The organism is Polymorphospora sp. A560 (assembly GCF_045781765.1).
GTDB classification, from domain to species: domain Bacteria; phylum Actinomycetota; class Actinomycetes; order Mycobacteriales; family Micromonosporaceae; genus Polymorphospora; species Polymorphospora lycopeni.
On the sequence record NZ_CP122282.1, the window covers coordinates 3514153 to 3534730 of the forward strand.

General features: G+C 69.9%; 20 protein-coding genes. 11 read left to right on the forward strand and 9 right to left on the reverse strand.

Annotated elements, in window-relative coordinates:
* Positions 1-309: 309 nt before the first annotated feature.
* Positions 310-600, reverse strand: a complete 291-nt coding sequence (locus QCD66_RS15835; protein ID WP_375737219.1) for a transposase — start codon at positions 598-600, stop codon at positions 310-312.
* Positions 601-854: 254 nt separating this feature from the next.
* Positions 855-1739 carry an SDR family oxidoreductase gene (locus tag QCD66_RS15840; protein WP_375737218.1) on the reverse strand — a complete coding sequence of 295 codons (885 nt, stop codon included), beginning with the start codon at positions 1737-1739 and terminating at the stop codon, positions 855-857.
* 603 nt (positions 1740-2342) lie between these two features.
* Between QCD66_RS15840 and QCD66_RS15845 the strand changes: the two genes are divergently transcribed.
* A complete protein-coding gene (locus QCD66_RS15845) occupies positions 2343-3287 on the forward strand; it encodes a replication-relaxation family protein (protein ID WP_375737217.1) in 945 nt (314 codons plus the stop codon).
* A 438-nt stretch (positions 3288-3725) separates the two neighbouring features.
* A complete protein-coding gene (locus QCD66_RS15850; RefSeq protein ID WP_407567248.1) occupies positions 3726-4574 on the forward strand; it encodes an IS5 family transposase in 849 nt (282 codons plus the stop codon).
* Positions 4575-4602: 28 nt separating this feature from the next.
* On the opposite strand, the gene QCD66_RS15855 is transcribed toward QCD66_RS15850, so the two are convergent.
* From QCD66_RS15855 to QCD66_RS15880, 6 genes are all read right to left on the reverse strand, one after another.
* Positions 4603-4749: a hypothetical protein gene (locus QCD66_RS15855; RefSeq protein WP_375733863.1), complete on the reverse strand. Its 147-nt coding sequence runs from the start codon at positions 4747-4749 to the stop codon at positions 4603-4605.
* A gap of 62 nt (positions 4750-4811) precedes the next feature.
* Positions 4812-5081, reverse strand: coding sequence for a hypothetical protein (locus tag QCD66_RS15860; RefSeq protein WP_407567175.1), 270 nt, complete (start codon positions 5079-5081; stop codon positions 4812-4814).
* Positions 5078-5638 (reverse strand): hypothetical protein, encoded by a 561-nt coding sequence (locus tag QCD66_RS15865; protein WP_375733861.1) that lies wholly within the window; start codon positions 5636-5638, stop codon positions 5078-5080. Before QCD66_RS15865 ends, QCD66_RS15860 begins: the two co-directional genes overlap by 4 nt.
* Positions 5639-5657: 19 nt before the next feature.
* Entirely contained in the window at positions 5658-5882 is a 225-nt protein-coding gene (locus tag QCD66_RS15870) for a hypothetical protein (RefSeq protein WP_375733860.1), read from the reverse strand.
* Positions 5879-6172 (reverse strand): hypothetical protein, encoded by a 294-nt coding sequence (locus QCD66_RS15875; protein ID WP_375733859.1) that lies wholly within the window; start codon positions 6170-6172, stop codon positions 5879-5881. The genes QCD66_RS15870 and QCD66_RS15875 overlap by 4 nt, the downstream gene beginning before the upstream one ends.
* Positions 6173-6437: 265 nt before the next feature.
* Entirely contained in the window at positions 6438-7313 is an 876-nt protein-coding gene (locus QCD66_RS15880; RefSeq protein ID WP_375733858.1) for a hypothetical protein, read from the reverse strand.
* A gap of 189 nt (positions 7314-7502) precedes the next feature.
* On the opposite strand from QCD66_RS15880, the gene QCD66_RS15885 reads away from it, so the two are divergent.
* From QCD66_RS15885 to QCD66_RS15925, 9 genes are all read left to right on the forward strand, one after another.
* The gene (locus tag QCD66_RS15885) at positions 7503-7826 is read left to right on the forward strand and encodes a hypothetical protein (protein ID WP_375733857.1); all 324 of its coding nucleotides are present in this window, start codon (positions 7503-7505) and stop codon (positions 7824-7826) included.
* A gap of 217 nt (positions 7827-8043) precedes the next feature.
* Positions 8044-8262 (forward strand): hypothetical protein, encoded by a 219-nt coding sequence (locus QCD66_RS15890; RefSeq protein WP_407567176.1) that lies wholly within the window; start codon positions 8044-8046, stop codon positions 8260-8262.
* Between the two features lie 25 nt (positions 8263-8287).
* Positions 8288-9250, forward strand: coding sequence for a hypothetical protein (locus QCD66_RS15895; protein ID WP_375733855.1), 963 nt, complete (start codon positions 8288-8290; stop codon positions 9248-9250).
* Positions 9251-10329: 1079 nt separating this feature from the next.
* Positions 10330-11976 carry a thiopeptide-type bacteriocin biosynthesis protein gene (locus QCD66_RS15900; protein WP_407567249.1) on the forward strand — a complete coding sequence of 549 codons (1647 nt, stop codon included), beginning with the start codon at positions 10330-10332 and terminating at the stop codon, positions 11974-11976.
* On the forward strand, positions 11969-13048 hold the full coding sequence (locus QCD66_RS15905; protein ID WP_407567177.1) for a hypothetical protein: 1080 nt from the start codon (positions 11969-11971) through the stop codon (positions 13046-13048). The genes QCD66_RS15900 and QCD66_RS15905 overlap by 8 nt, the downstream gene beginning before the upstream one ends.
* Positions 13045-15132, forward strand: coding sequence for an ATP-binding cassette domain-containing protein (locus tag QCD66_RS15910; protein WP_375733853.1), 2088 nt, complete (start codon positions 13045-13047; stop codon positions 15130-15132). The genes QCD66_RS15905 and QCD66_RS15910 overlap by 4 nt, the downstream gene beginning before the upstream one ends.
* Positions 15125-15964, forward strand: a complete 840-nt coding sequence (locus tag QCD66_RS15915) for a hypothetical protein (protein ID WP_375733852.1) — start codon at positions 15125-15127, stop codon at positions 15962-15964. The genes QCD66_RS15910 and QCD66_RS15915 overlap by 8 nt, the downstream gene beginning before the upstream one ends.
* Positions 15961-17223 (forward strand): FAD-binding protein, encoded by a 1263-nt coding sequence (locus tag QCD66_RS15920; protein WP_375733851.1) that lies wholly within the window; start codon positions 15961-15963, stop codon positions 17221-17223. Before QCD66_RS15915 ends, QCD66_RS15920 begins: the two co-directional genes overlap by 4 nt.
* Entirely contained in the window at positions 17220-18257 is a 1038-nt protein-coding gene (locus QCD66_RS15925; protein ID WP_375733850.1) for a glycosyltransferase, read from the forward strand. The genes QCD66_RS15920 and QCD66_RS15925 overlap by 4 nt, the downstream gene beginning before the upstream one ends.
* On the opposite strand, the gene QCD66_RS15930 is transcribed toward QCD66_RS15925, so the two are convergent.
* On the reverse strand, positions 18170-20374 hold the full coding sequence (locus QCD66_RS15930; protein WP_375733849.1) for a BTAD domain-containing putative transcriptional regulator: 2205 nt from the start codon (positions 20372-20374) through the stop codon (positions 18170-18172). The genes QCD66_RS15925 and QCD66_RS15930 overlap by 88 nt on opposite strands.
* Positions 20375-20578: the final 204 nt, after the last annotated feature.

The following is a 20578-nucleotide window of genomic DNA, read 5'->3' on the forward strand; positions in this document are numbered from 1 at the left end:
AGGCCCACGCCTTCTTCCGCACGTAGGCCTTGTCCGCGTGCGGCTTGTCGGCCGCTGTCGAGGGCGGACTCGTCGGCCGTGGATCGGGGTGATGGAATCCAGTGGTGGTGGGGAACAGGTGGGCGTCGGGGACGTTCGCCGCCGAGATCAGTACGGTCAGCGGGACGCCCTTGCGTTCACACAGACGTGGATCTTCGAGCCTGGCTTGCCGCGGTCGACCGGGTTTGGTGCTGTTTCGTCGCCCTCTTTGCGCGCGGACGCTGATCGAGTCGACGACCATCCTGGACCAGTCGATCTCGCTGACGATGCTCAGGCGGTGCGGGAACCGCTGGTGCAGCCGTATCCACAGCCTGTCCTTGGTCCATTCGGTGAACCGGCGGTGCACGGTGAACGGCTGACGCCGAAGAGGACCGCCGGCAGTTTGGGCCAGGAGCAGCCGGACTGGACCAGGTAGACGATCGTGGCCAGGACCGCCCGGTCATCAGCCCGCCGCTTCCCACCGTCCTGCGGCCATGGCGGCGGGACCGGGATCAACGGCTGGACGGCCTGCCGGAAGTCGTCCGGGACCCAGGCCCGCACCATGTCGCCCACATCGACCATCACGCAAAAGGATGGCAAGCCATGGCCAGCTCATCACCATCTGTGATGAGCTCCAAGGGAGGGGGCGGGGCAGCACGAGGCGCACTCCCTACCCAGCCGGGATCGACGGCTGTAGGCCGCGCTGCCGCCATGGCGAACGTGAAACCGTCAGATACGGGTGAATCGCGACGCGGACGCTTCGTCGCGGGCCGACAGATCGGGGATCTGCAACGTCAACCATCTCGATGCGAACCGGTGACGCCGCCTCCACATGTTCAGCGGGCGAGGACTCGGCCGCCGAACAGGGCCAGGGTCTCGCCGGTGACGTAGCTGCTGTCCGCGTTGCTGGCGAAGAAGAGGAAGGCGGGGGCGATCTCCTCGGGCTGTGCGGGCCGGCCCAGCGGTACGCCGTCGATCTGGTCACCGTACCCGGCCATCTGCTCTGGAGTACGGCTGGAGGCGTTCAACGGCGTCCATACCGGTCCGGGCGCCACACAGTTCACCCGGATGCCCCGTGCGATCAGTTCCGTTGCCAGCGACTTGGTGAAGGTGTGGATCGCTCCGTTGGTTTCCGCGTATCCGATGAGCGACGGGTTTCCCTCGAAACCGGCGACCGAGCCGCAGTTGATGATGCACCCACCCGCCGGCAGGTGTCCCAGTGCCGCGCGGGCCATGTAGAAGTAGCCCGACACGTTGGTGCGGAACAGTTCGTCGAGAGCGTCGTCCGAGACGTCCGCCAGCGACGAGTGCTGGAACATGATGGCGGCGTTGTTCACGAGGATGTCCAGCCGGCCGAACTCCGCCACGGTGCGCTCCACCGCGTCGTCGCAGAACGAGGAGTCCTTCACGTCTCCGGTGAATACCAGGCAACGTCGCCCCTCTTGCTGAACCAGTGCACGAACGTGGTCGGCGTCTTCTTGCTCGGCGGGCAGGCAGACGATGGCCACGTCTGCCCCTTCTCGTGCGAAGAGGACCGCGACGGCGGCGCCGATACCACTGTCTCCGCCGGTGATCAGCGCGGTGCAGTCATTGAGCTTCCCGGAGCCGGGCAGCGCGTTCGCCTGGTTGCGTGGGCGAGGATCCATCCTGGCGTCCAGTCCCGGCCTCGACTGGGACTGTCCGCGAAAGGGTGGCGCGGGCTGCTCGACAACTCTGCTCAACATGATGCCCCCCGTCGTTGCGGGGCGGATCCCCCTTGCCACACCGTTCAAACATGAACTCGCCGGGGTCAGGTTCTGAAAGAACGGCGACCCGAGTCGGTCCTCAGCCCACCGCTACTGGCCACAAGATCGTAATGAGATCGTGGGGGGCCGCGGGCCACAGCGCGACCCTGACCGGCGGCGGCAGATTCTGGCCTGGGTGCCCGATTTGTTCGTGGGTCGTTCGGCGGTGTAGGTCAACGGTAGGCTCAGACATCAGCGATCTCCCGGACTGGGCGGATACGTGGCACCCCTGCGGGCCCACGCATTGACGGCCTTCATCCGCGCACGTCACCCCAACGCGTTGCCCCACCAGCGTCAGCCCGGCCCCGCGCGGCCACCGCCACAGCAGCCTGCGCTCGCCAACCACCAACCGGAGTGACGGCACAGATCGACCTACCCCGGTGAACCCGCCCGTTGGTGCGCCTCAACCGGACAGTTGGCCTCCCGCGCCACCGGCGGCCGACACCGGTCGGGTGCGTCGATACAAGACGTCAGCACCAGTTGGGTAACCGCCCGACCACGGCCGCCACATTGCGGTCGCCAGTTGGGCCATGGGTAGACATGAACGACACGTACCCGGGACGGGAACCACACCCGCCCACGACGCAGCCACCGCACCCCGCCGACCCCCGGCCGGCCACCGGACCCGCCGAGCCGCCCACACCGCCCCAGATCTCGGCCAAGCCCACACCCGGCACCGCCGACGCCCTGCCTGGTGACCCGCCCGTGCCGGTCACCATCTGGCACGTCACCGATCTTCACAACCGCGGCGCCCACCACACCGACACGATCACCGCCGAAACCGCGCGGCTGCTCGTCGCGTACTACACCAGCGGCCCCGGCGACGCGATCGTCAGCCTCGGCCACGAGCCCGCCCTCGCCGGAGCGGCCGGCGCCGCCGGCTGCACCTACGTCGCCGTCAACTCGCCCGCCGACCTCGCCGACCTCGACCACGTCGCAGGCACCGTCCGACTCCTCGTCCTGCGCTGGCCGCCGCAGCACCGCCAGCTCCCACCCGCAAAGACCGCCACCGCGGAACTGACCGACCTGTTCGCCACCTGCCGGCTGCTGCTGGCCCACAACGGCTACACCATCGTCGCCGTCACACCCGGTGACGCCGCCACCGACTACACCGCGCACGTCCGACTCGTCGTCCCGGCAGCCCGCCGAGCCGGCCTCGGCTGGCTGCGACACATCGTCGCGGTGACACCGGCCGCAGCCACACAGCCTGCCGCTCGCGCCTGCTACGAGACGACCACGCCGGCAGGTGTCGACCTACTGGTGTTCAGCATCGGCGACAACCCACGCGGCGAGCGACCACCCACCGCCAAAGCCGTACGAGACCGCCAGGACGCCACCGCCGCCAGCCCCCACCTGCACCACACCACCGGCACCAACCAGTTCTTCGTCGACCTCATCGTCCACTCCCGCACCCACGCCGGCTGCAGTTGGCGGCGAGGCAAGCTCCCGCAGTTGCGATCGCGCAGGCGGCGCCGGCCTGGGTGATCCAATCGGCCGAGTCTATCGAGGCACCTCACCAAAGCCCACCGCCGGACGAGTCATATTCAGCGGGAAGGAATCGGTCAGGGATGCCCTCGGCGAAGAATGACCCGACATTGAGAACTCAATGCAGTCGGAGCACCTCGCCGGCAACCGTGCCGCGATCAGCACGACCGCCATTGACGCCAGCGAAGGTGAGGTTTCCCGATGACGCGGAAGACGCCTACCAGTCTCAGTGCCCGTTGAAGAACCAGGTCGGCGTGGCTGGGCTCGGTTGAGGGCGCAGGAATCCGAGTCGATCTCGGTGTGTCGCGCGGACACGTGGTAGGGCCTCCGGTACGGCTGTGGTTGTCGAAGCCATGCCATCCCGAAGGCCCTACAGTGAGTTTCTACCTGGTCTGCGGCCAGGCCGTCGCCGCGCCCCCCGCCACCGCCCCGGAGCACCTGCCCACGGCCCGTCCACGCCGCTACCCGTCGGATACCACCGACACCGAGTGGCAGCTGATCGCCTCCTACCTGCCCACCGGCGGCACCGGCAATCGCGGCGGCCGCCCGGTCACCTACCCGCGTCGTGACATCGTCGACGCCATCCGCTACCTCGACCACAACAGCTGCGTATGGCGCGCACTACCGGTCGACTTCCCACCCTGGCCGACCGTCTACCACTACTTCCGCACCTGGACCCGCGACGGCACCCTCACCCGCCTGCACGACGGCCTACGCGAACAGGTCCGCACCGCCGAGGGCCGCAACACCACCCCGTCCGCGGCGATCATGGACTCGCAGTCCGTCCGCGCCGCCGACACCGTCGCCAGGACCAGCCGCGGCTACGACGCCGGCAAAAGAGTCAACGGCCGCAAGCGTCACATCGTCGTGGACACCACCGGCCTGCTCCTGGTCATCCTGGTCACCACCGGCGCCGTGCAGGACCGTCACGCCGCCCGCCTGCTGCTGTGGGCCCTACACGGCTGTTTCACCCGCGTGGCCAGGGTCTGGGCCGACGCCGGCTACGCCGGCCAACTCGTCGACTGGGCCACCGGCACGCTCGGGCTGACCGTCCAGATCGTGCGCAAGCTCGCCGATCAGGTCGGCTTCCAGGTCCTACACCGCAGATGGGTCGTGGAGAGAACACTGTCCTGGATCACCCGCTGCCGCCGCACCGTCCGCGACTACGAACGCCATCCCGCACACCACGCCGCGATGGTCCAATGGGCCATGATCATCGTGATGACCCGACGCCTGGCCAGATACCACCACACCGGCCGACTCCACACCGCCATCCACCCACGCTGACCAGGTTCTTCAACGGGCACTAAGGGGCTCATCTCAGGTGGTTGTTCTTGGTGAGTCGGCGGTAGCAGAGCAGGGTGCGGCCGAGGTCGGCGAAGGCCTGGAAGTGGTCGGCTTTGCGTTCGTAGCGGCGTACGAGACGTCGGTTGTTCTGCAGCCAGGCCCGGCAGGATCCCACGATCCACCGGTGCTGGCCAGGCCGCTGCGACGATGGTGTTCGCGAGTTCCGGGGCACCACCTTCACAGCGAGAGCCGGTCCTGCGTCCGCGGTCCGCCCATGGCCACCGCCGCGAACTCCCGCAGCCGCGACGACACCTCGGGCATATCGCCCCTCCGCAGGCGCAGCGTCACGGTCGGGTTCCCGACCGTGACGCTGCGCGCGTCCACAAACGACTGCACGGCCTGCCACACCAGGCGGGGCTTCTTCACCCGCAGCGCATGCGCGCCGCCGGATGCAGCAGGAAGCCCGTCGTAGGTGACCACCTCGACCCCAGGGCGCGGCGCGTTCATGCATGCCCCTGCTCGGCCTCAGGACCGCCGTCCACCAGTTCGCCGTCGGCCCCCGGATGCACCCACCACACGAGCAGGCAGAGCACGCCGATCCCGAGCAGGACGAGCGGCACCCAGACCCCGCCGACATGGATGAACGTCCCGAACGCGTCGGCTAGGTCGAGCTCGACTGCCGGCCAGTCGGTGGCGAGCCACGCGAACCCTGCAGCGGCACCGAGGAGCCAGCAGCCCAGCGCGTATGCGATCGCCTCCCGGTCTCCGACGGCGCGTCGCGAGACGACAGCGGCCGCGTACGTGGCAAGTCCGCCGATGATGCCCGCGACGAAGATGACGATCAGCATGAAGCGGGAAAGGCCGTGCGGGAGCGGGTCCACGCTTGCGTCGGTGATCTCCCCGATGTAGCCGAGCTGGTTCGCGAGCGCGTTGTCGAGCACGTTGACCCGCAGCACGTCATAGGCAGACGCCAGCCAGATCCCCAGGAGCATGCCGCATGCCACGAGCAGAACGGTGGCGATCACCGTCCCCGTGGTGTGGGTACGCCTCTTCGGGTTCGCCATGTTTGTGGTCCTCGTCCTGTCAGCCGATGGCGTTCTGCACGGCGATCGCCAGCCAGGCCGCTACTGCGGTCGCCAGCGCGGACGACACCCACAGCAGCGCCCAGGCAGCCCGTGATCCGGCCCGGGAGCGGGGCACGGACCAGAGCAGGGCGAGACTCACGCCGAGGCCGTTCGCGGCGATTCCCAAGGCCACCACCGGGCCGGCGAGCAGCCACGCGACGACGAACGCGATGGGGGTGATCACCAGGAGCGCCACGGCCGTGCGAGCCCAGCCCTGTGCGGGTCCCCACTGCGTCGCAGGGCTGCATCGAGGATCCCGAACCCGAGGAACGACAGGATGAGGCCGCCCATCACGGTCAGCAGGTAGAACGCGGCTGAGAAGAGCAGCGCCTTGTCGGTGGAGGGGATCGCGCCCGTTGTCGCGCCCAGGGCGAAACTCCCCAGGAGCATCAGGCCGAGCAGGATCAGCGGCGCTGATCCCGACACCGAGACACGGGTGCCCTCGGCCTTCGACGGCGCGGTCTGCTCGAGCATGCCGCCCTCCTCTCCTGTGCAAGTCTGCCAGTGCGCGAGCCGCGTCCGGTGGCAGCGCGTTGGAGTTCACCAGGAACGCGGCAGCTCCACCGCGTTCGCGCTGCAGTCGACGGCGACCTGCTCGGGTTCTCGGGGTCGACGAGCAGGTGGATGCTCGAACCGGGAGAGAAGCCGGCGAGGAAACCCGCGGTCGATGCGCACGACCAGCTCGGCGTCGTGCGGGGATCCGTGGAGCGGGAACTGCGCCCGCCGTCGGCTGGGTTCATCAGGTTCCGCCTCCGCTGGAGTCCGACTCATATGGGCGGTTGTCGGGGTGGTACTCGAGCGGGTGGTCCGGGTCGAGCTCGACGAGCAGGTCGCCGGCCGGATCGGTGAAGACGATCAGCGGTGTGCCCGGGACGGGGATCTCGTGCGCGTAGGTGTTCACCCGCACCCGGATCACCTGCTCGCCGGTCTCGTCCTGGTAGCGGATCGCCACATCGCCGCCCCGATCCCAGTCGTTCGGGTCGGGGAGCGCGGCGACGACGCCCGCTCGCCGTGTGCCGGTCTCGCGAAGCCGAAGGATGCGTGCCGCATCTCGCCGAGCTCGGCGCACGCCCCGGACGGCGAAGAGCGCGGCGATCAGACAGGCGGCCGCGGCGGCGAGAGCGCCGATCGTGAACACGGTGGCGTTCACGATCTGCCCCCTGTTCCACCCGTCGTGCTCGATCAGCTCCGGGTGCAGACTGATGTCGCTTGCGCGCCAGGCCCACCATGCCGCCAGGGCGGCGAGGCCGAGGGCGACGCCGCCGAGCAGTCCGGTCAGCAGGACCAGGGTGCGGGGGCGCTCGCGCATGATCAGCTCCATGCCCCGTATGTAGACGCCGGCGAGGAAGAACACCGCAAGGCCTGCAGCCGGGACCCCGAGCGCGAGCCACCACCACGAGACCGGCCCAAGATCCTCCGTGAAGCCGGCGAGGACGAGCCCGATCCCAGCCACCGCGAGCCCGGTGCTGACGGCGAGCCCGGCGACGAGAAGCACGAGCCCGGCTCCCACCGGTTCGAGAGATGCACCGTGCGGCACGCGTGTGACGTTGCCGTGCTTCTCCCCGTGGGTGGTGAAGACGGGCTGATCCTTCAGCCATGGCCATTCCTCGGCCATCTCGTGGCACCTCCTCTCGCTATCCCGTCACCATCGACTCGGCTCAAGGGCGACGAACTAGAGTTTGCCGTATGGGATGGAGGGATCGACTGCTCGGCAGAGAGTCTCTGTGCCCTGTGGTCGTCGACCCGTCGTCCGCTGGCGTCGGCGTCCCAAGACCTCACTGCCCCTCTCTACGCGCGGGCCTCGGTGCTCGACCTCAATCGCAGCACGGCGGCCGTTGACGTCCAGTCACCGGGCCGGGATTCCTTCCGCGCCGAGCTGCGCGGTGGCACCGAGCCGGGGAGCTTCACAGGGCTGGTGATGCGCTGGCATGCGCCGGTGATCATCGACAACGCGGATCAGAGCACGGTGATCCTGCTAGAGCCCCCGTGCGGTCCTGATCTGCCGCTGGTGCCGCGGCCGGTGAAGCTCGCCCCGCCAGCCGACGTGTCCGGCGAGGACCGCCGCACCGCAACAGGAACCGGCAGTGTCCCATCCGCGTACCAGATGGGCGACGCCGCCTGCCGGTAGCCGGATCGGGGCCGGTGCGAGGTCGACCGGTGGCGTCCGATGCAAAGGCCGGCGGCGGAGTCGGTCGGCCCACCGCAGCCGGGACGCGCCGGGACGAGGCGGCCGAGGCGATAGCGAACGCGTAGCCGACGCATAAGCGACTCGATCACACTGGCCGTCCACAGGGCGTGGCGCGGAAACCCTGCGTAACGAGTCGCCCTAACAAGAAAGGACTGGTATGGCCGACAACATGACCGCGGATCCCACCGCGGGCGACCAGGCCGAGTATTTCCTCGACCTGGACGACCTCGACCTCGCCGGCGTCGACGTCGACACCTGGGACAAGACCGCTGGCGGCACCACCCTGGCGTGCGTCGTCCGGACGATCACGGTGGTCACCCGGGCTGCCTGCGGTTCGATCGACTGCGGCCCGCCGCCGCCCGGTGGCAGCTACTGAGTTCCGTCAGGTTGGTTAAAGACCAGTGAAACAGCTCAGCCCTCCATTGCTGTGGCTGCGGAATGGTCCGGAAGAGGTCCAGAGCCTAGTTGCGGGCCTGGACCTCGTTCGGACCGCCGCGTACGAGGACGCCAGCCACGCGTGGCTTTGCATGATCGCCAATGGCACTGCGCACTACCTGTCCACCTACGCGCCGACGGAACTGCTGTCAAGGCTCTACGCCACTGACAACGAACTGTACGGCGTGGTCGCCCCGGTCGGCCGGCTACGCACCGGCACGGATGGCGGGCTGGTGCTCGACGGGTGCTGGCGGTTCGGCTCGGGGTCGCAGCGGGCTGCCGTAATGGCGATGGGATGCGAGCCGGTGGCGGGACGGCGCGTCACCGTCCTCGTCGACCGCCTGCGGCTCGAGGTGGCGCACCCATGGGAGGGGCCGGGGTTGCTCGCTACCGCCAGTCACACCCTGCGGGCCAGCGGTGTCCGCGTCTCGCCGGCGGATGTGGTCGACATGACGGACGTCCCGGCCGGTCGACCGGTCGGGATCTACGCCGATCCGGATCTGTTTCTGGCGAACATGCCCGGGGTGGCGCTCGGGCTCGCCGAACGGCTGCTGGCGCTGCTCGGCCCGGGGCCGGTGCCCGGTGTCTGGCAGGCCACCTACGCCGAATCAGCCGCCCGCAACACGCTCGCCCGGCGCGGCTTGGTCGGGATGCTGCACAGTCTCGACACGTTGGCCCGGGCGGGGAAGCTCACGCTGTTCTCGCCGGCGTTGCGGCAGGAGTTCCTGCTGATGTTGAGCGCTGCCTATCACATCGGGCTGGATGCCGCGCTCGCGCTGGCGGAGGGGTGCGACTCGACGGACCCGGCGATCCGGCAGGAGCTCGAGCAGGCGCGGGTCGACATCGCGACCATGCGACCGCATGGTGCGATGCGACCGTCCAGGTTGGTCAACGCGGGTCCGTCGGCCCCGGCGGGAGGGCTTCGATGACCTCTGTTCCGTTGCTGTCGACGCCGGGTTGGTGCTTGCTTCGGATTCCGGTACTGCCGGCGGTGCCAGATACCGCCGCGCCCGAGGGCCTGGCGCGGCAGCTGCTGGACCTGGCCATCGACTACGCGACAGTGTTCCAGCGCGCGGGGGAGGAGCACCGGGACTGGCAGGACCCGGCGACTCGACTGGCCGTCTACGGCAGCCGGGCGAGGTACCGGCCAACCCCGTTCGGTGTGTTCAGCCTGAGCCTGCTCGCCGAAATCAGCGACAACGACGGTGGTGCACCGGCTACCCGGCTCGATCTTGAGACCGATGTGCGGCTGCGCCGCCTTGACTTGCCGCAGCAGACCGGCAGGTGGTTCGTCAATCCCTCCCTCGCCGCCGAGCACGGCCGGTGGTCGTATCTGCACCCGGACAAGGGTGGGGTCACGTCGATGTCGGACGCCCCGGGAGTGCGCCAGCTCGCGGAGCGTTTCGCCGCGCAGTTCGCCGCCGCACCCCGGTCAGCGCAGGAATGGGCGATCGTGCTCGGTGGCGTAACCCTGTTCGACCTAGGGGTACGCCAGAGGTTGCTGCTGCCGGAGCAGGGGCCACCGATACTGACTGACCCGGCCGGGCCGGCCGCGCCGACCGAGGCGGTCAAGGCGGCGCTGGCCGCGGAGCGGCCGTTCAGGGACGACCAGTTCGTGGACGCGTTCAGCGAGGTCCGGGCCCGACTGCCCGGCGCGGGTACGGCGGCGCTGCTAGACGGGGCCGCTCAGCTTCTGCGGACGCACTGGCGACCCGGGCGACTCGACCGGGTGCGGGACCACGTGGCCGGCGGCTACAGCGGCGGGGCGGTGCCGTTGATGTGGCTGCTGACCGCTCCGGTCGACCACCCGCTGGGCAGCTGGCGGCGGCACGAAGCCGATGTCGAGGGCGCCGACCGCATGATGCCGGCGCGACGGCTGTTCGTACCGCGGGCCCGTCGCGACAGCGGCGCGGTGCAGTGGTGGCAGGAAGCGCTCACGCTGGATCAGTGGCAGACCCGCCGCACTGCGCCCCCAAACGCCGCCGTGGTCACCCAGCCGCAGTTCGGGATGGCCAACGGCGCACTGCTGGCCGAGCCGGTGGCCGGAGCGGACGCCTGGCTCAAACTGGTCCTGCCAGGCTTTTGGGGTGGGCCCGGCGCCCGGCTCAGTGAACAGCTGGGGATTCCAAAGCCCGAACTCGGTCCGACGGTCCCCGGCTGGCTTGCGGTCGAGATCGGTTGGGTACCGCCGGACCGGCGGGCGCCGTTGGTTCGCCGGCCCGAGAGCGGGTTGCCCCGACTCAACCTCAACCTGCCGCACCGCGCCGGTGACCTGCAAATAGCGGACCTGGCCGTGACCATGATGGCGGGGCGGCTCCAGTTGGTTCACCGGGCCGACGGACGCCACGTGCAGCTTCGGTGGGACAGCCCGTTGACGTTGAGTAACAAGGCCAACCCGTGGTCGGTGCAACTGCTGGGATTGCTGCTGGACGAGGCCCACGGCCCGGCGCTGGCCGCCGACCCCAGCCTGTGGGCGCCGCCGGGCGGGATGGTCCCTCGCATCACCGCCGGCCGTTGTCTGGTGGCTCGGCGCAGCGTTGTGCTGGACGCGCAGCACCGCGCCGATCTGCTGGCTCTGGCCGAGGACCCGGCGCAGTTGTGCGACGTGCTCACGCAGGTGGGGCTCGGGCCGCAGGTGGAGGTGAGCGAGGGACCGGATGTGACCATGCGGTTGGATCTCACCGACGTCACTCAGCGGTGGTGGTTCACCCGGCGGCTACGTCGCGAGGGCCTGCTGATTCTGCACGAGGCCCTGCCGGTGGCGACCCTGATCGAGTCGGAGCTGGGCGGGCACATCCACGACGTGTGGGTGCCGTGGCTGCGTCCGGATCCGCAACCGGTCAGGCCGATGTCGCAGACCCGGCTGGTGGACCGGCAGCCGGCTGAGGACCCGGAGTGGATTAGCTGGTTCGTCTACGCCCCGGAGCGGGTGGTGGAGCTCTGGCTGGCGGGCACCGAAGTGATGACGCTGATGCGCCGGGCGCAACTGTTCTACATCCGCTATCACGACGATCGGCCGCATCTGCGGGTACGGGTGCACCACAGCGTCGGCGTCGAGCCGCTCCTGGCCGACCTACGCGCCCACCTGGCCGCGATGGTGCCGCAGCAGCCCTGCGAGGTCGACGTGCGGACCTGGGTACCGGAGGACTACCGGTACGGAGGTGTAGCGAACCGGGCCGATGCCGTACGGCTGTTCTGCGCCGACTCGGCCTGGTGGGCGCAGCGGCTCGCGGCCGGCCCGGACCAGGCCGGCCGGTACACGTTGGCGGTGGCCCGGATCGCCGCCTGGTGTCGGCAGCTCGCCGGCGACGATCAGGCGTTGACCCTGCTCTGCGGGCTGCGCGGGCTGGACCCGCGGCTGCCCAGCTCGCGGGCTCAGCGGGAGTGGATGGCGACCTTCCGTGCTGCACGGGCGGACCTGGAGCAGGCCCTCGACGCCACGCTCGCCGAGCCGGAGCCTGCCCTGGACTACCTGGCCGGCCTGGACAGCGATGCCTATGCCACGGCGCTGAGCAGCCTTGTTCACATGAGCGTCAACCGTGGGTTGCCGCTCGGCCAGGCGACAAGTCGCGAGCCGGAACTTGTGGTGGCGGCGGCGCGGTTGTTGAAGGGTCGGCAGGCGCGGGTAACCCGAAGCGCAGCGGTCGATGGCTGAGGCCGATGCCGCCCGGCGACTGCTGCGTCGGCTTGTCGCCGAGCTACGGCGGCGGGGGCACGCGAGCCCGCAGGCGGTGGCAGCCCTTGCCCTGCTCGCGTCCCGGCTGGGTCAGCAGGCCCTGGCGGCGTCCCTGACCGAACTGGCCGTGCGGGGCGGGCAGGTGCCCGACTTTCGGGTCGGCTGGCTGCGCCACCGGCTGGTGGGGGAGTGCCTTCCACCTGGCCCCGGCCATGCCGAGGCACTGGCCCGGACCCGGGCGGAGGCGGTCGAAGTGCTCGATGCCTCTTACCGGTACTACGTCGAGGCCGGTGACGTCGATCTGATCAATGGCGCCGCGGGGGTCGGGATGACCCTGTGGGATCTCGCTGACGAGCCGGCTCGCGCCAGGATGGCACAGCCCATCACCGAGATCGCGCGCTCCATCATGGAGCAGGATTCGCCCGGTCTCTACCATGGCCGCAGCGGAGGCATCCTGCTGCTGCGGATGCTGGACCGCCGCTACGGCCAGGACCGGCTGATGACCGCGGCGGTCGACGCGCTGGTCCTGCATCTGGAGCAGCTGACCCCCGACGTGCTCGACAGCGGCTGGTTGGGAACCGGCGGCGTCACCATGTGCTATGGCCAGCCGGGGATGCTGACGGCGCTGGGGCCGGAGGTCGACCCGGTGGTTCTGGCGGGATTCGTCGATGCGGCGGTCACCGGCCCGGCCCTCGATCGGCTGGATGACCTGCTGGGCGACGTCGACGCCGACGTCACGGTCTGCCACGGACTGGCCGGGCTGAGCCTGGTCACCAAGCTCGCTCCCGGGTGGCGGGAACTGGTCGGCCCGGACCGCCGGACCCGGCTGGCGGCCCGGCTGGCCCGCCACCTGGACCAGACCGGTGACCAGGCGGTGGCTGCCGTCTTCGACACGCCGTTCCTGCTATCGGTGCTCGAGGGGACGCTCGGGATGGCGTTGGCGCTGGCGGAGACCGAGACGACGTCGCGGCCATGGTGGGGGGTCTGCGTGAGTCTGGGCGACGGATCGGCCGCCGTGGCCGGCGGCAGAGCAATGGAGAGCATCCGATGACGATCAGCCTTCAGACTGAAGACAACGACTGCGGCGTGTCGGCACTCGTCGCCAGCTTGCGCCTGCAGGGACACCAGTTTTCCGAGCCGCAGTTGCGAGATGCGCTGGCAACCCGGGGCGCGTTGTCGCTTAAGGACCTGCGGGACACCTGCGCCGCCGTGGTCGGCGTGCGTTACCGCGGCCGGCGGGACTTCCCGTTCGCCGAACTGACTCCGGGCACCATCATCCACCTGCGCGTCGATCACTTCGTGACCGTTGAGCGATGGCGAGGGCGGCGCGTACGGATTTTCGACCCCTCGGTCGGGTACGTGTGGCTGACCGAGGCCGCGTACCACGAGAAGGCCAGCGGCTGGGTGCTGTCGCCAGCCACGCCGGCTCCGGCGGCGGGCGCGCCTCGGCGTCCGCGGGCCGCGACCCGGGCCGCCTGGCTCTGGCCGATGCTGCGCTCCGGGCAGATCAAGTTCCGGCAGGTTGTGCCGGTCCTCGCGATGAGCCTGCTGCTCTACACCGGCCTGACCCTGCTCAACATGATCCTGCTGCCCTACCTGAACGAGGTAACCGTCGCCGGCACGGTCGCCACGGGTACCCTGGTCACCGCGTTGGTGGCGTTCAGCGTCGCGGCCAGCCTGCTGTTCTGGCTCCGACATCGGCAGATCACCTCTCTGGGGCTGTCGTTCGACCGGGCCATGCTGCATGAACTGGTCGACCGGTTGACCCGTACGTCGGCACGCACCGAGCTGACCTCCGGCGATGTGCTGCACCGGGTGCAGAGCGCCCGCGCCGTACGGGAGGCAGGCACCGGTCTGGCGCTGTCGCTGTTCACCGACATGGTCGCCGTGGTGATCCTGCTGGTGTTCATGGCGACGATGTCGCTGCCGCTGACCGGCGTGGTGGCCGGCGTCGCCGCGCTGCACATCGTCCTGACGATCCTCGGACGGATACCGATCAACCGCCGTACCGAGGAGCAACTGCAACGCGACGCTGAACTCCAGGACCTGTTGATCAGCATCTCTCAAGGGTTGACCACCTACCGAGGGCTCGGGGCGATCTCACACCTTCAGGTTGAGCACTCCCAGCGGCTGGACCGGCTGCAGCGGTCGATCCGCGGGCTGGAGTACCGGCTGGCCTTGGTGTACGGGCCGAGCAACGCCCTGCGGTTCGCCGGCCTGTACGTGATTCTCGTGGTCGGCTCGGTGCTCCTGTCGGCAGGTCTGGTCAGCACCGGAGAGCTGTTCGGGTTCCTCACCCTCGGGGGTACGGTGCTGTTCTCGGTCACCACGATCGCTCAGAGCCTCACCGCCGCCGCCACGCTGGAGCGGCAACTGCGCTACGTGACAAGTCTGTTCACGTTGCCGGTGATGGAGCGGGGAGCCCGCACCGAGCCGGTAGCGGACGCGCCGGCGGTGATGCTGGAGGGGGTCCGGGTGCACCGCCCGAGGGAGCATTTCGACCTGCGGCTGGACCTGCGGGTCGAGCGGGGCGAGACGGTGACCGTCAGCGGTCCGAGCGGGGTCGGTAAGTCCACCATGGCCCAGATCATCAGCGGCTTGGACCCGGTGCCCGCGGGGCAGGCGACCATCTACGGAGTGCCGATCGCCGACTGGGACCCGGATCGGCTCCGCCCACTGGTGTGCTACGTCCCGCCCCGGTCCGACTTCCTGCACACGACGATCCGCGAGAGCCTGTCCAGCGGGGCGACCGACGTGACCGACCAGGAGATCCGCGACCTGCTCGCCGTGATGGAGCTGACCGAGGTGATGCGCCCCCTGCGGCTCGGGCTGCGCACCCGACTGCGGATCAACGGCTCGACCTTCAGCGCGGGAGAAGTACAGCGGTTCGCGTTGGCCCGGGCGCTGCTGCGCCGACCGTCGCTGTTGATCCTCGACGAGGCGACCAACTCCCTGGACCGAGACCTGGAACTGCGGCTGCTCGCCGAGACGCGGCGGCGGGTGGAGACGCTCATCGTGGTCAGTCATCGCCCGGTCGGTGAGCACCTTGACAGCCGGCATGTTCAGATCGTGCGCGATGATACCGGCGTATCCCGGCTCGAATCGACGGCGGCCGCGGCGGTCGTCGGTGCCTGAGGGAGTACGTGGTGTCCACGCCTACTGGCAGCTGCCCAGCCGGCTGCCCCGGGCTTACCAGCAGTTGTCCCGGGTGACCTGGCTGCTGAGCATCCGCTCGTGGCAGCGATACGCCGGGCCGATCACGCTCTACGCCGACCCGCCGACGATGGAGTGGCTCGACCGACTCGGCTGGCTCAGCTGCTACGACCAAATCGAGACGTTGGACGACCGGGATCTCGACCAACGCTACGACCGCGTCGCCTGTTTCGCCCTGCCGAAGCTGCTCGCTCTGGACCGGTATCCTTACGCGACGCTGGTGGACACCGATGCCTACCTGCACAGCCGGCTGCGTCTACCGGCTACCGGATCGGTCTTCGCGCATCTGGAGCACGGCGACGCCGACTTCTACTCCCGGCTGCGGGAACTGCGCAATCCCGCCCAGGTGGATCTGCCCGACTCGCCGCCGGTGGTCGGCAACACCTCGCTGTTCCGGGCAGCCGACGCGCACCTGGCACGCCGGATCAGCCACGCCGGGCTCAGCTTCCTGGCCGGCAACCCGACCACCCCCGGCCGCGACATCCACCTGCACATGACCGTCGCCGAGCAGGTGCTCGCCACCCACCTGACCACCGTCGCCGGGCAGCAGGTGGTCAACCTGTTCGACGCGCTCTGGTGCCCGCGGACGCTGCGCTGGCTGAGCGAACCGCCCCGCTTCGGCCATCTGTGGAACCTCAAACGAGGGGCACCGGCCGAGCACCTGCTCGCCGCGTACGTGGCAGTCACCCGGACGCTTCAGAACGAATACGGTGTTGCCCAGGACCGGCTACACGCAGCCATGGAGCGGATATGATCTCGACCGAGCTGCTCGATCGGCTGGCGAACACAGGTGCCGGGGTGACCCGACCCGCCGGATCGACCGTCCCCGACGGACTCTTTCCGGACTGGGTGGTGGAGCCAGAATCGTTGGCACAGCTCACCACGCTGGTCCGGATTCTGCACAACAACGGAGTGGACTGGCGAGTAGACGCCCGCGGCCGCAACTGGGGGTACGACGACTCCCGGGTCCGCGAGCCAGGACTGATCGTCCGCCTGGCCCGGTTGGACCGGTTGGATCTCGATGTCGAACTCGGCCTCGCCACCGTGCAACCCGGGGTGACCTTCGCGCAGCTCGACGAAGCGTTGCAGGCAGCCGATGCCCGTTACTATCTGCCCCCGCCGGGCTCCGGCCCGCACACCTCGGTGCTCGGCAACGCCCTGGAGCGAGGCCTGCTCGCCGGCCTCGGCGAGCGGGAACGCCACTGCCGAGACTTCCTCGTCCTGCACCGCGACGGCCAACTCACCCGTATGGGCTGGGACGACGCCGCCGACGACCGGGTTCGGCGGGCACTGCCGTATCCACCCGGCCCGCACCTGCAAGGGTCACTGTTTCAAACAGCCGGGTACGGACCTGTCGTGGTGGAGCTGACGCACGTGCTGCCGGTGGCGACCGTGCAGACGGCCGAGCCGGTGCTGCTCGCCGGTGCCGAGCTGACCGAGGAACTGTTGCGTTGCTGGCGGGACCTGCTCCTGGGCGAGTTGGTAACCTCCACCATCCTCATCTCGCCAGCCCGCCGCCGTGCTCAAGGAATCACCGTCAGCTACGACGGGCTCGTCCTCAACCTGTACATCGCCGCCAGTTCGGCCGGTATGCTGCGCGCCAAGGTCGTCGACGTGCAGCGGCTGGCCCGCCAACACGGGCAGCGGCTGGCCGCACGATTCGCCGGCAGCCACGACGACCTGAGCATCCTCGGCGGCGATCGGAACCATCCGGAGGCGGTCGGTCAACTTCCGGAAGGGCTGGAATGGCAAACAGCGGCGTTGCCGTTCGTCCCTTCGCTTGTCGCAGCCTTCGCTCGGGCAGTGCGGACGGACCCGGTGCTGGCGGACATTCCATGGACACTGCGCCCGCTCGATGCCCGGGCGTTGGTCTGGCTGGCACCGATCGTCTACCGCAAGGACGACTCGGACAGCGTCGCGTTGCTGCGGCGTCGGGTGGCCGCCGTCGCCCGGCTCCGCGACGAGTTTGCCGTCCCGGCCTACCGGTCCGGCGCGGTCCGGGGCGACCGATGAGTCATGTTCTGATCACCAGCGTCCATCGGATCCACGCCGGACAGTCCGGCGAGGCGGTCCACCTGCGCCAGCTCACCGAAGCGCTACGAGCCACCGGCGAGCGGGTGACTGTCCTGGATGGCCCGATGGACCCGGGCAGGCCCAGCGCCGGCCACGAGGCCGGACTGCGCTCGCTCGCCGACCAGTTGGACACCCTGCTGGCCCGGGACCGGCCCGACGCCGCCCTGCTCTGGGGGCATCTGGGCGAGGAGACCGAGCTGGTGCGGCGGCTGGCGGCGGCAGATGTTCCGACCGTGCTGGAGCATCCCGCCGCGGACCTCCAGCCGGTGCCGGAGACACTGCGGCTCATTGACGAGGTGGTGGTCCCGTCCGAATTCGCACGGCGGCTGTTCGGTTCGCAGACCGGCCGCCAGGCTCGGGCCATCGAGCCGTGCCTGCGCGGCTGCGACTGCCCATCGGATACGCCCCGCGAGCCGCCCCGTAGCGGGCCCTACCGGCTGACATTCATCAACCCGGAGCCGGCCAAGGGGCTCGGGGTGGTGATGCACCTCGTGGCGGCAGCCAGTGCGGCGAAGCTGCCGTTCCGGTTCCGGTTCGTCGAGGGGCGATGGACCGCGGCCCACCTCGCCCGGCTCGGCATCGGCCCTGCGGACCTGCCCGGGGTGGAGATCGTCGAGTATCGCGCCGACATCTGCGCGCTCTACGCCGAAACCGACCTGCTGCTCGTACCGAGCCTGTGGCAGGAGAGCTTCGGGATGGTCGCCCGCGAAGCCGTGATCCACGGAGTACCGGTGGTGGCCACCCGGGTCGGCGGGCTGCCGCAGGCGGTCCGTGGCGGGGGAGTATGCCTCGAACCGCCGCAGTGGGGCGACGGCTACCAGGTCACGATGACCGCAGCCGAGGTCAGGGCCTGGCTGGCCGCCGTGGCTACGGCGCTGCGCGGCGCTCACCGACCACTACCAGGCATGCTGTCTCGCACCACCGCGGACAGCGTCCGGGCGTACCGGGCCGTGCTCGGCTCGTCGGCGAAGTGAACGTGTACGGCGGCCCGGCCCATGGCATCGGCGATCACCGAAGCTGGCGTGGTCCAGCGCTGCTCGCCGGCTACCGCCACCACCGTCGCCAGGTTCTCCCGCTCTTCGTGCAGCCAGTCCTGCGGCGTGGCGAGCAGCCGGTCCAGCTCCGCCGGCGAGAACAGCGGCCGAGCAGAGCGGCCCGGCCGCGGATGCCGATCGTCCATCCGCCGTCGGCGGGACGGCGCCAGCCGGTGGACGGCTTCCTGCGCCAGGACGCTCCAGCCGTCGACCGCGCGCGCCAGCACCTGGTCGGCGGATACGGCGGTGAGGGGCGATTCGTCCGCCGCAGCGGTGAGCGCGTAGGACCGGACCAAGTTGGGGAGCAGGTAGCGGTGCGGGCCCACGGTCTGGCGCGGCACCGGCGTCAGCAGGTGGGAGCCGACCAGCTCGTCCAGTGCCTGCATAGCCTCGCGGGGTGCCAGCCCCGCGCAGATCGTGGGCGCCCAGTCCGGGACGGTGACAGTCGGAAGTATGGCGATCCGACGTAGCGTCAGGCTCGCCACCTCACTGAGCGCCCGAAACGACGGTGCGAGGTTGTCTCGCATCGACCCGGCGTCGGTACTCAGCTCGTCGAGCCGGTGCTGCGGGTCCCGCAGCAGCGCAACCAGGTCGGCGGCCCACCGGCCCCGGTACATCCGGCAGGCGGCGAACCACAGGGCCAGCGGCAGGCCGTCGCAGAGCACCGACAGCGCGCGGAGTGCGACCGGCTCCGCCGACAGTCGATCGGGGCCGAGATGAGCGGCGAGGGTCTCGAGTCCCTGCGCGTGCGACATCGGCGCCACCAGGTGCCGGTGCGCCCCGGGAAGGGAGAGCTGCCAGCGGGCGGTGACCAGCACCGTGCAGCCGGCCCCGGCCGGCAGCAGCGGCAGCACCTGATCGACCGCGCGGGCGTCATCGAGCAGCAGCAGGCAGCGCCGGTCCGTCAAGAGGCTGCGCAGGAGCGCGGCCCGCGCCGCCAGCTCGGCCGGAATCGCCAGGTCGGCGACGCCCAGCGCGCGTAGGAGCTCTTCGAGCACCTGGTCCGGGTTCCGCGGCTGCCCGCTGCCCGCGAGGTCGGCGTACAACTGACCATCTGGATAGGCGGCGGCGACGGCATGAGCGACCTGGAGCGCCAGGGCGGACTTGCCGACTCCGGGCATGCCGTGCAGCAGCGCGACGCGCGGACCGGCGTTCGCAGGCCGGCCCGGGTCGCTACCCAGGCGCCTGACCAGGTCCGCCAGGTCGGCCTGGCGCCCCACGAAGAGCGGCGACGCGGGCGGCAGCTGGGCTGGCCGTGGCTGGTCGGCGAAACGCAGGGGCGGCAGCTCATTGACGGTGACGGCGAGGCTCGGATCCTGCCGGAGAACGGCCTGCTCCAACTCGCGCAGGAGCGGACCCGGGTCGAGCCCGTGCTCGTCTACCAACAGTTGGCGGCCTTGCCGGGCCACACTGAGCGCCTCCGGCTGCCGGTCGCTTCGGTACAGCGCCATCACCAGTTGGGCGCGTAGCAGTTCCCGCAACGGATACTCGGCGACATACTGGGTCAACTCCGGGATCAGGTCGCGGTGCGAACCGAGCTGGAGCTCGATGTCGATCAACCATTCCAGGTCAGCCAGCCGGGTCTCCTCCAGCCCTTCACGGGTCGGGGCAACGAACGCGGCGACCGCACCGGTCAGTGCCGGGCCTTTCCACAGCGTCAGCGCATCGCGCATGAGCTTGCGGGCGTTGGGAAGCCGGCGGCGGTTGCCCTCGACTCGTGCCAACTCGGCGAGCCTGGTGTAGGTCGCCAGGTCGAGTTCGTCCGGGGCGAGGTCCAGCACGTAGCCGCCGGGCTTGGTGAGTAGCGGCACCGTCGCGTCGTCGGCTCGCCGCAACGTCCAGCGCAGCGCCGAGATCTCGGACTGAATCTGCGCCCGTGCCGTGGCCGGCGGCGTGCTTTCCCAGATCGCCGTGGTCAGCTGGTCGACCGACACCACACGGTTGGCGTTCAGCAGCAGGTAGGCGAGCACCGCTCGGCGGCGCGGCCGTGCCACGCCGACCGGCTCGCAATTCACAGCTGCGCCGACCGGACCAAGCACCGTGAAGCGCAACGTCATGCGGCTGCCCGGGGGCTCTGTCGAAGACCACGAAGGGCAGCAGCGTAGTGAGCCGGCGGCAGTTGGCGACCTGCTCGGAGCAGAGCCAGCTCCGCCATCCGGGCGGGGATGGACCCGATGCCGGCACGTTTGGTTCTTCGGCAGGTCCGCAGGGGGGTGACGGGGCCGTCGGATAGTTCCGCCGGTCCGGAGGAGGTGCGAGCG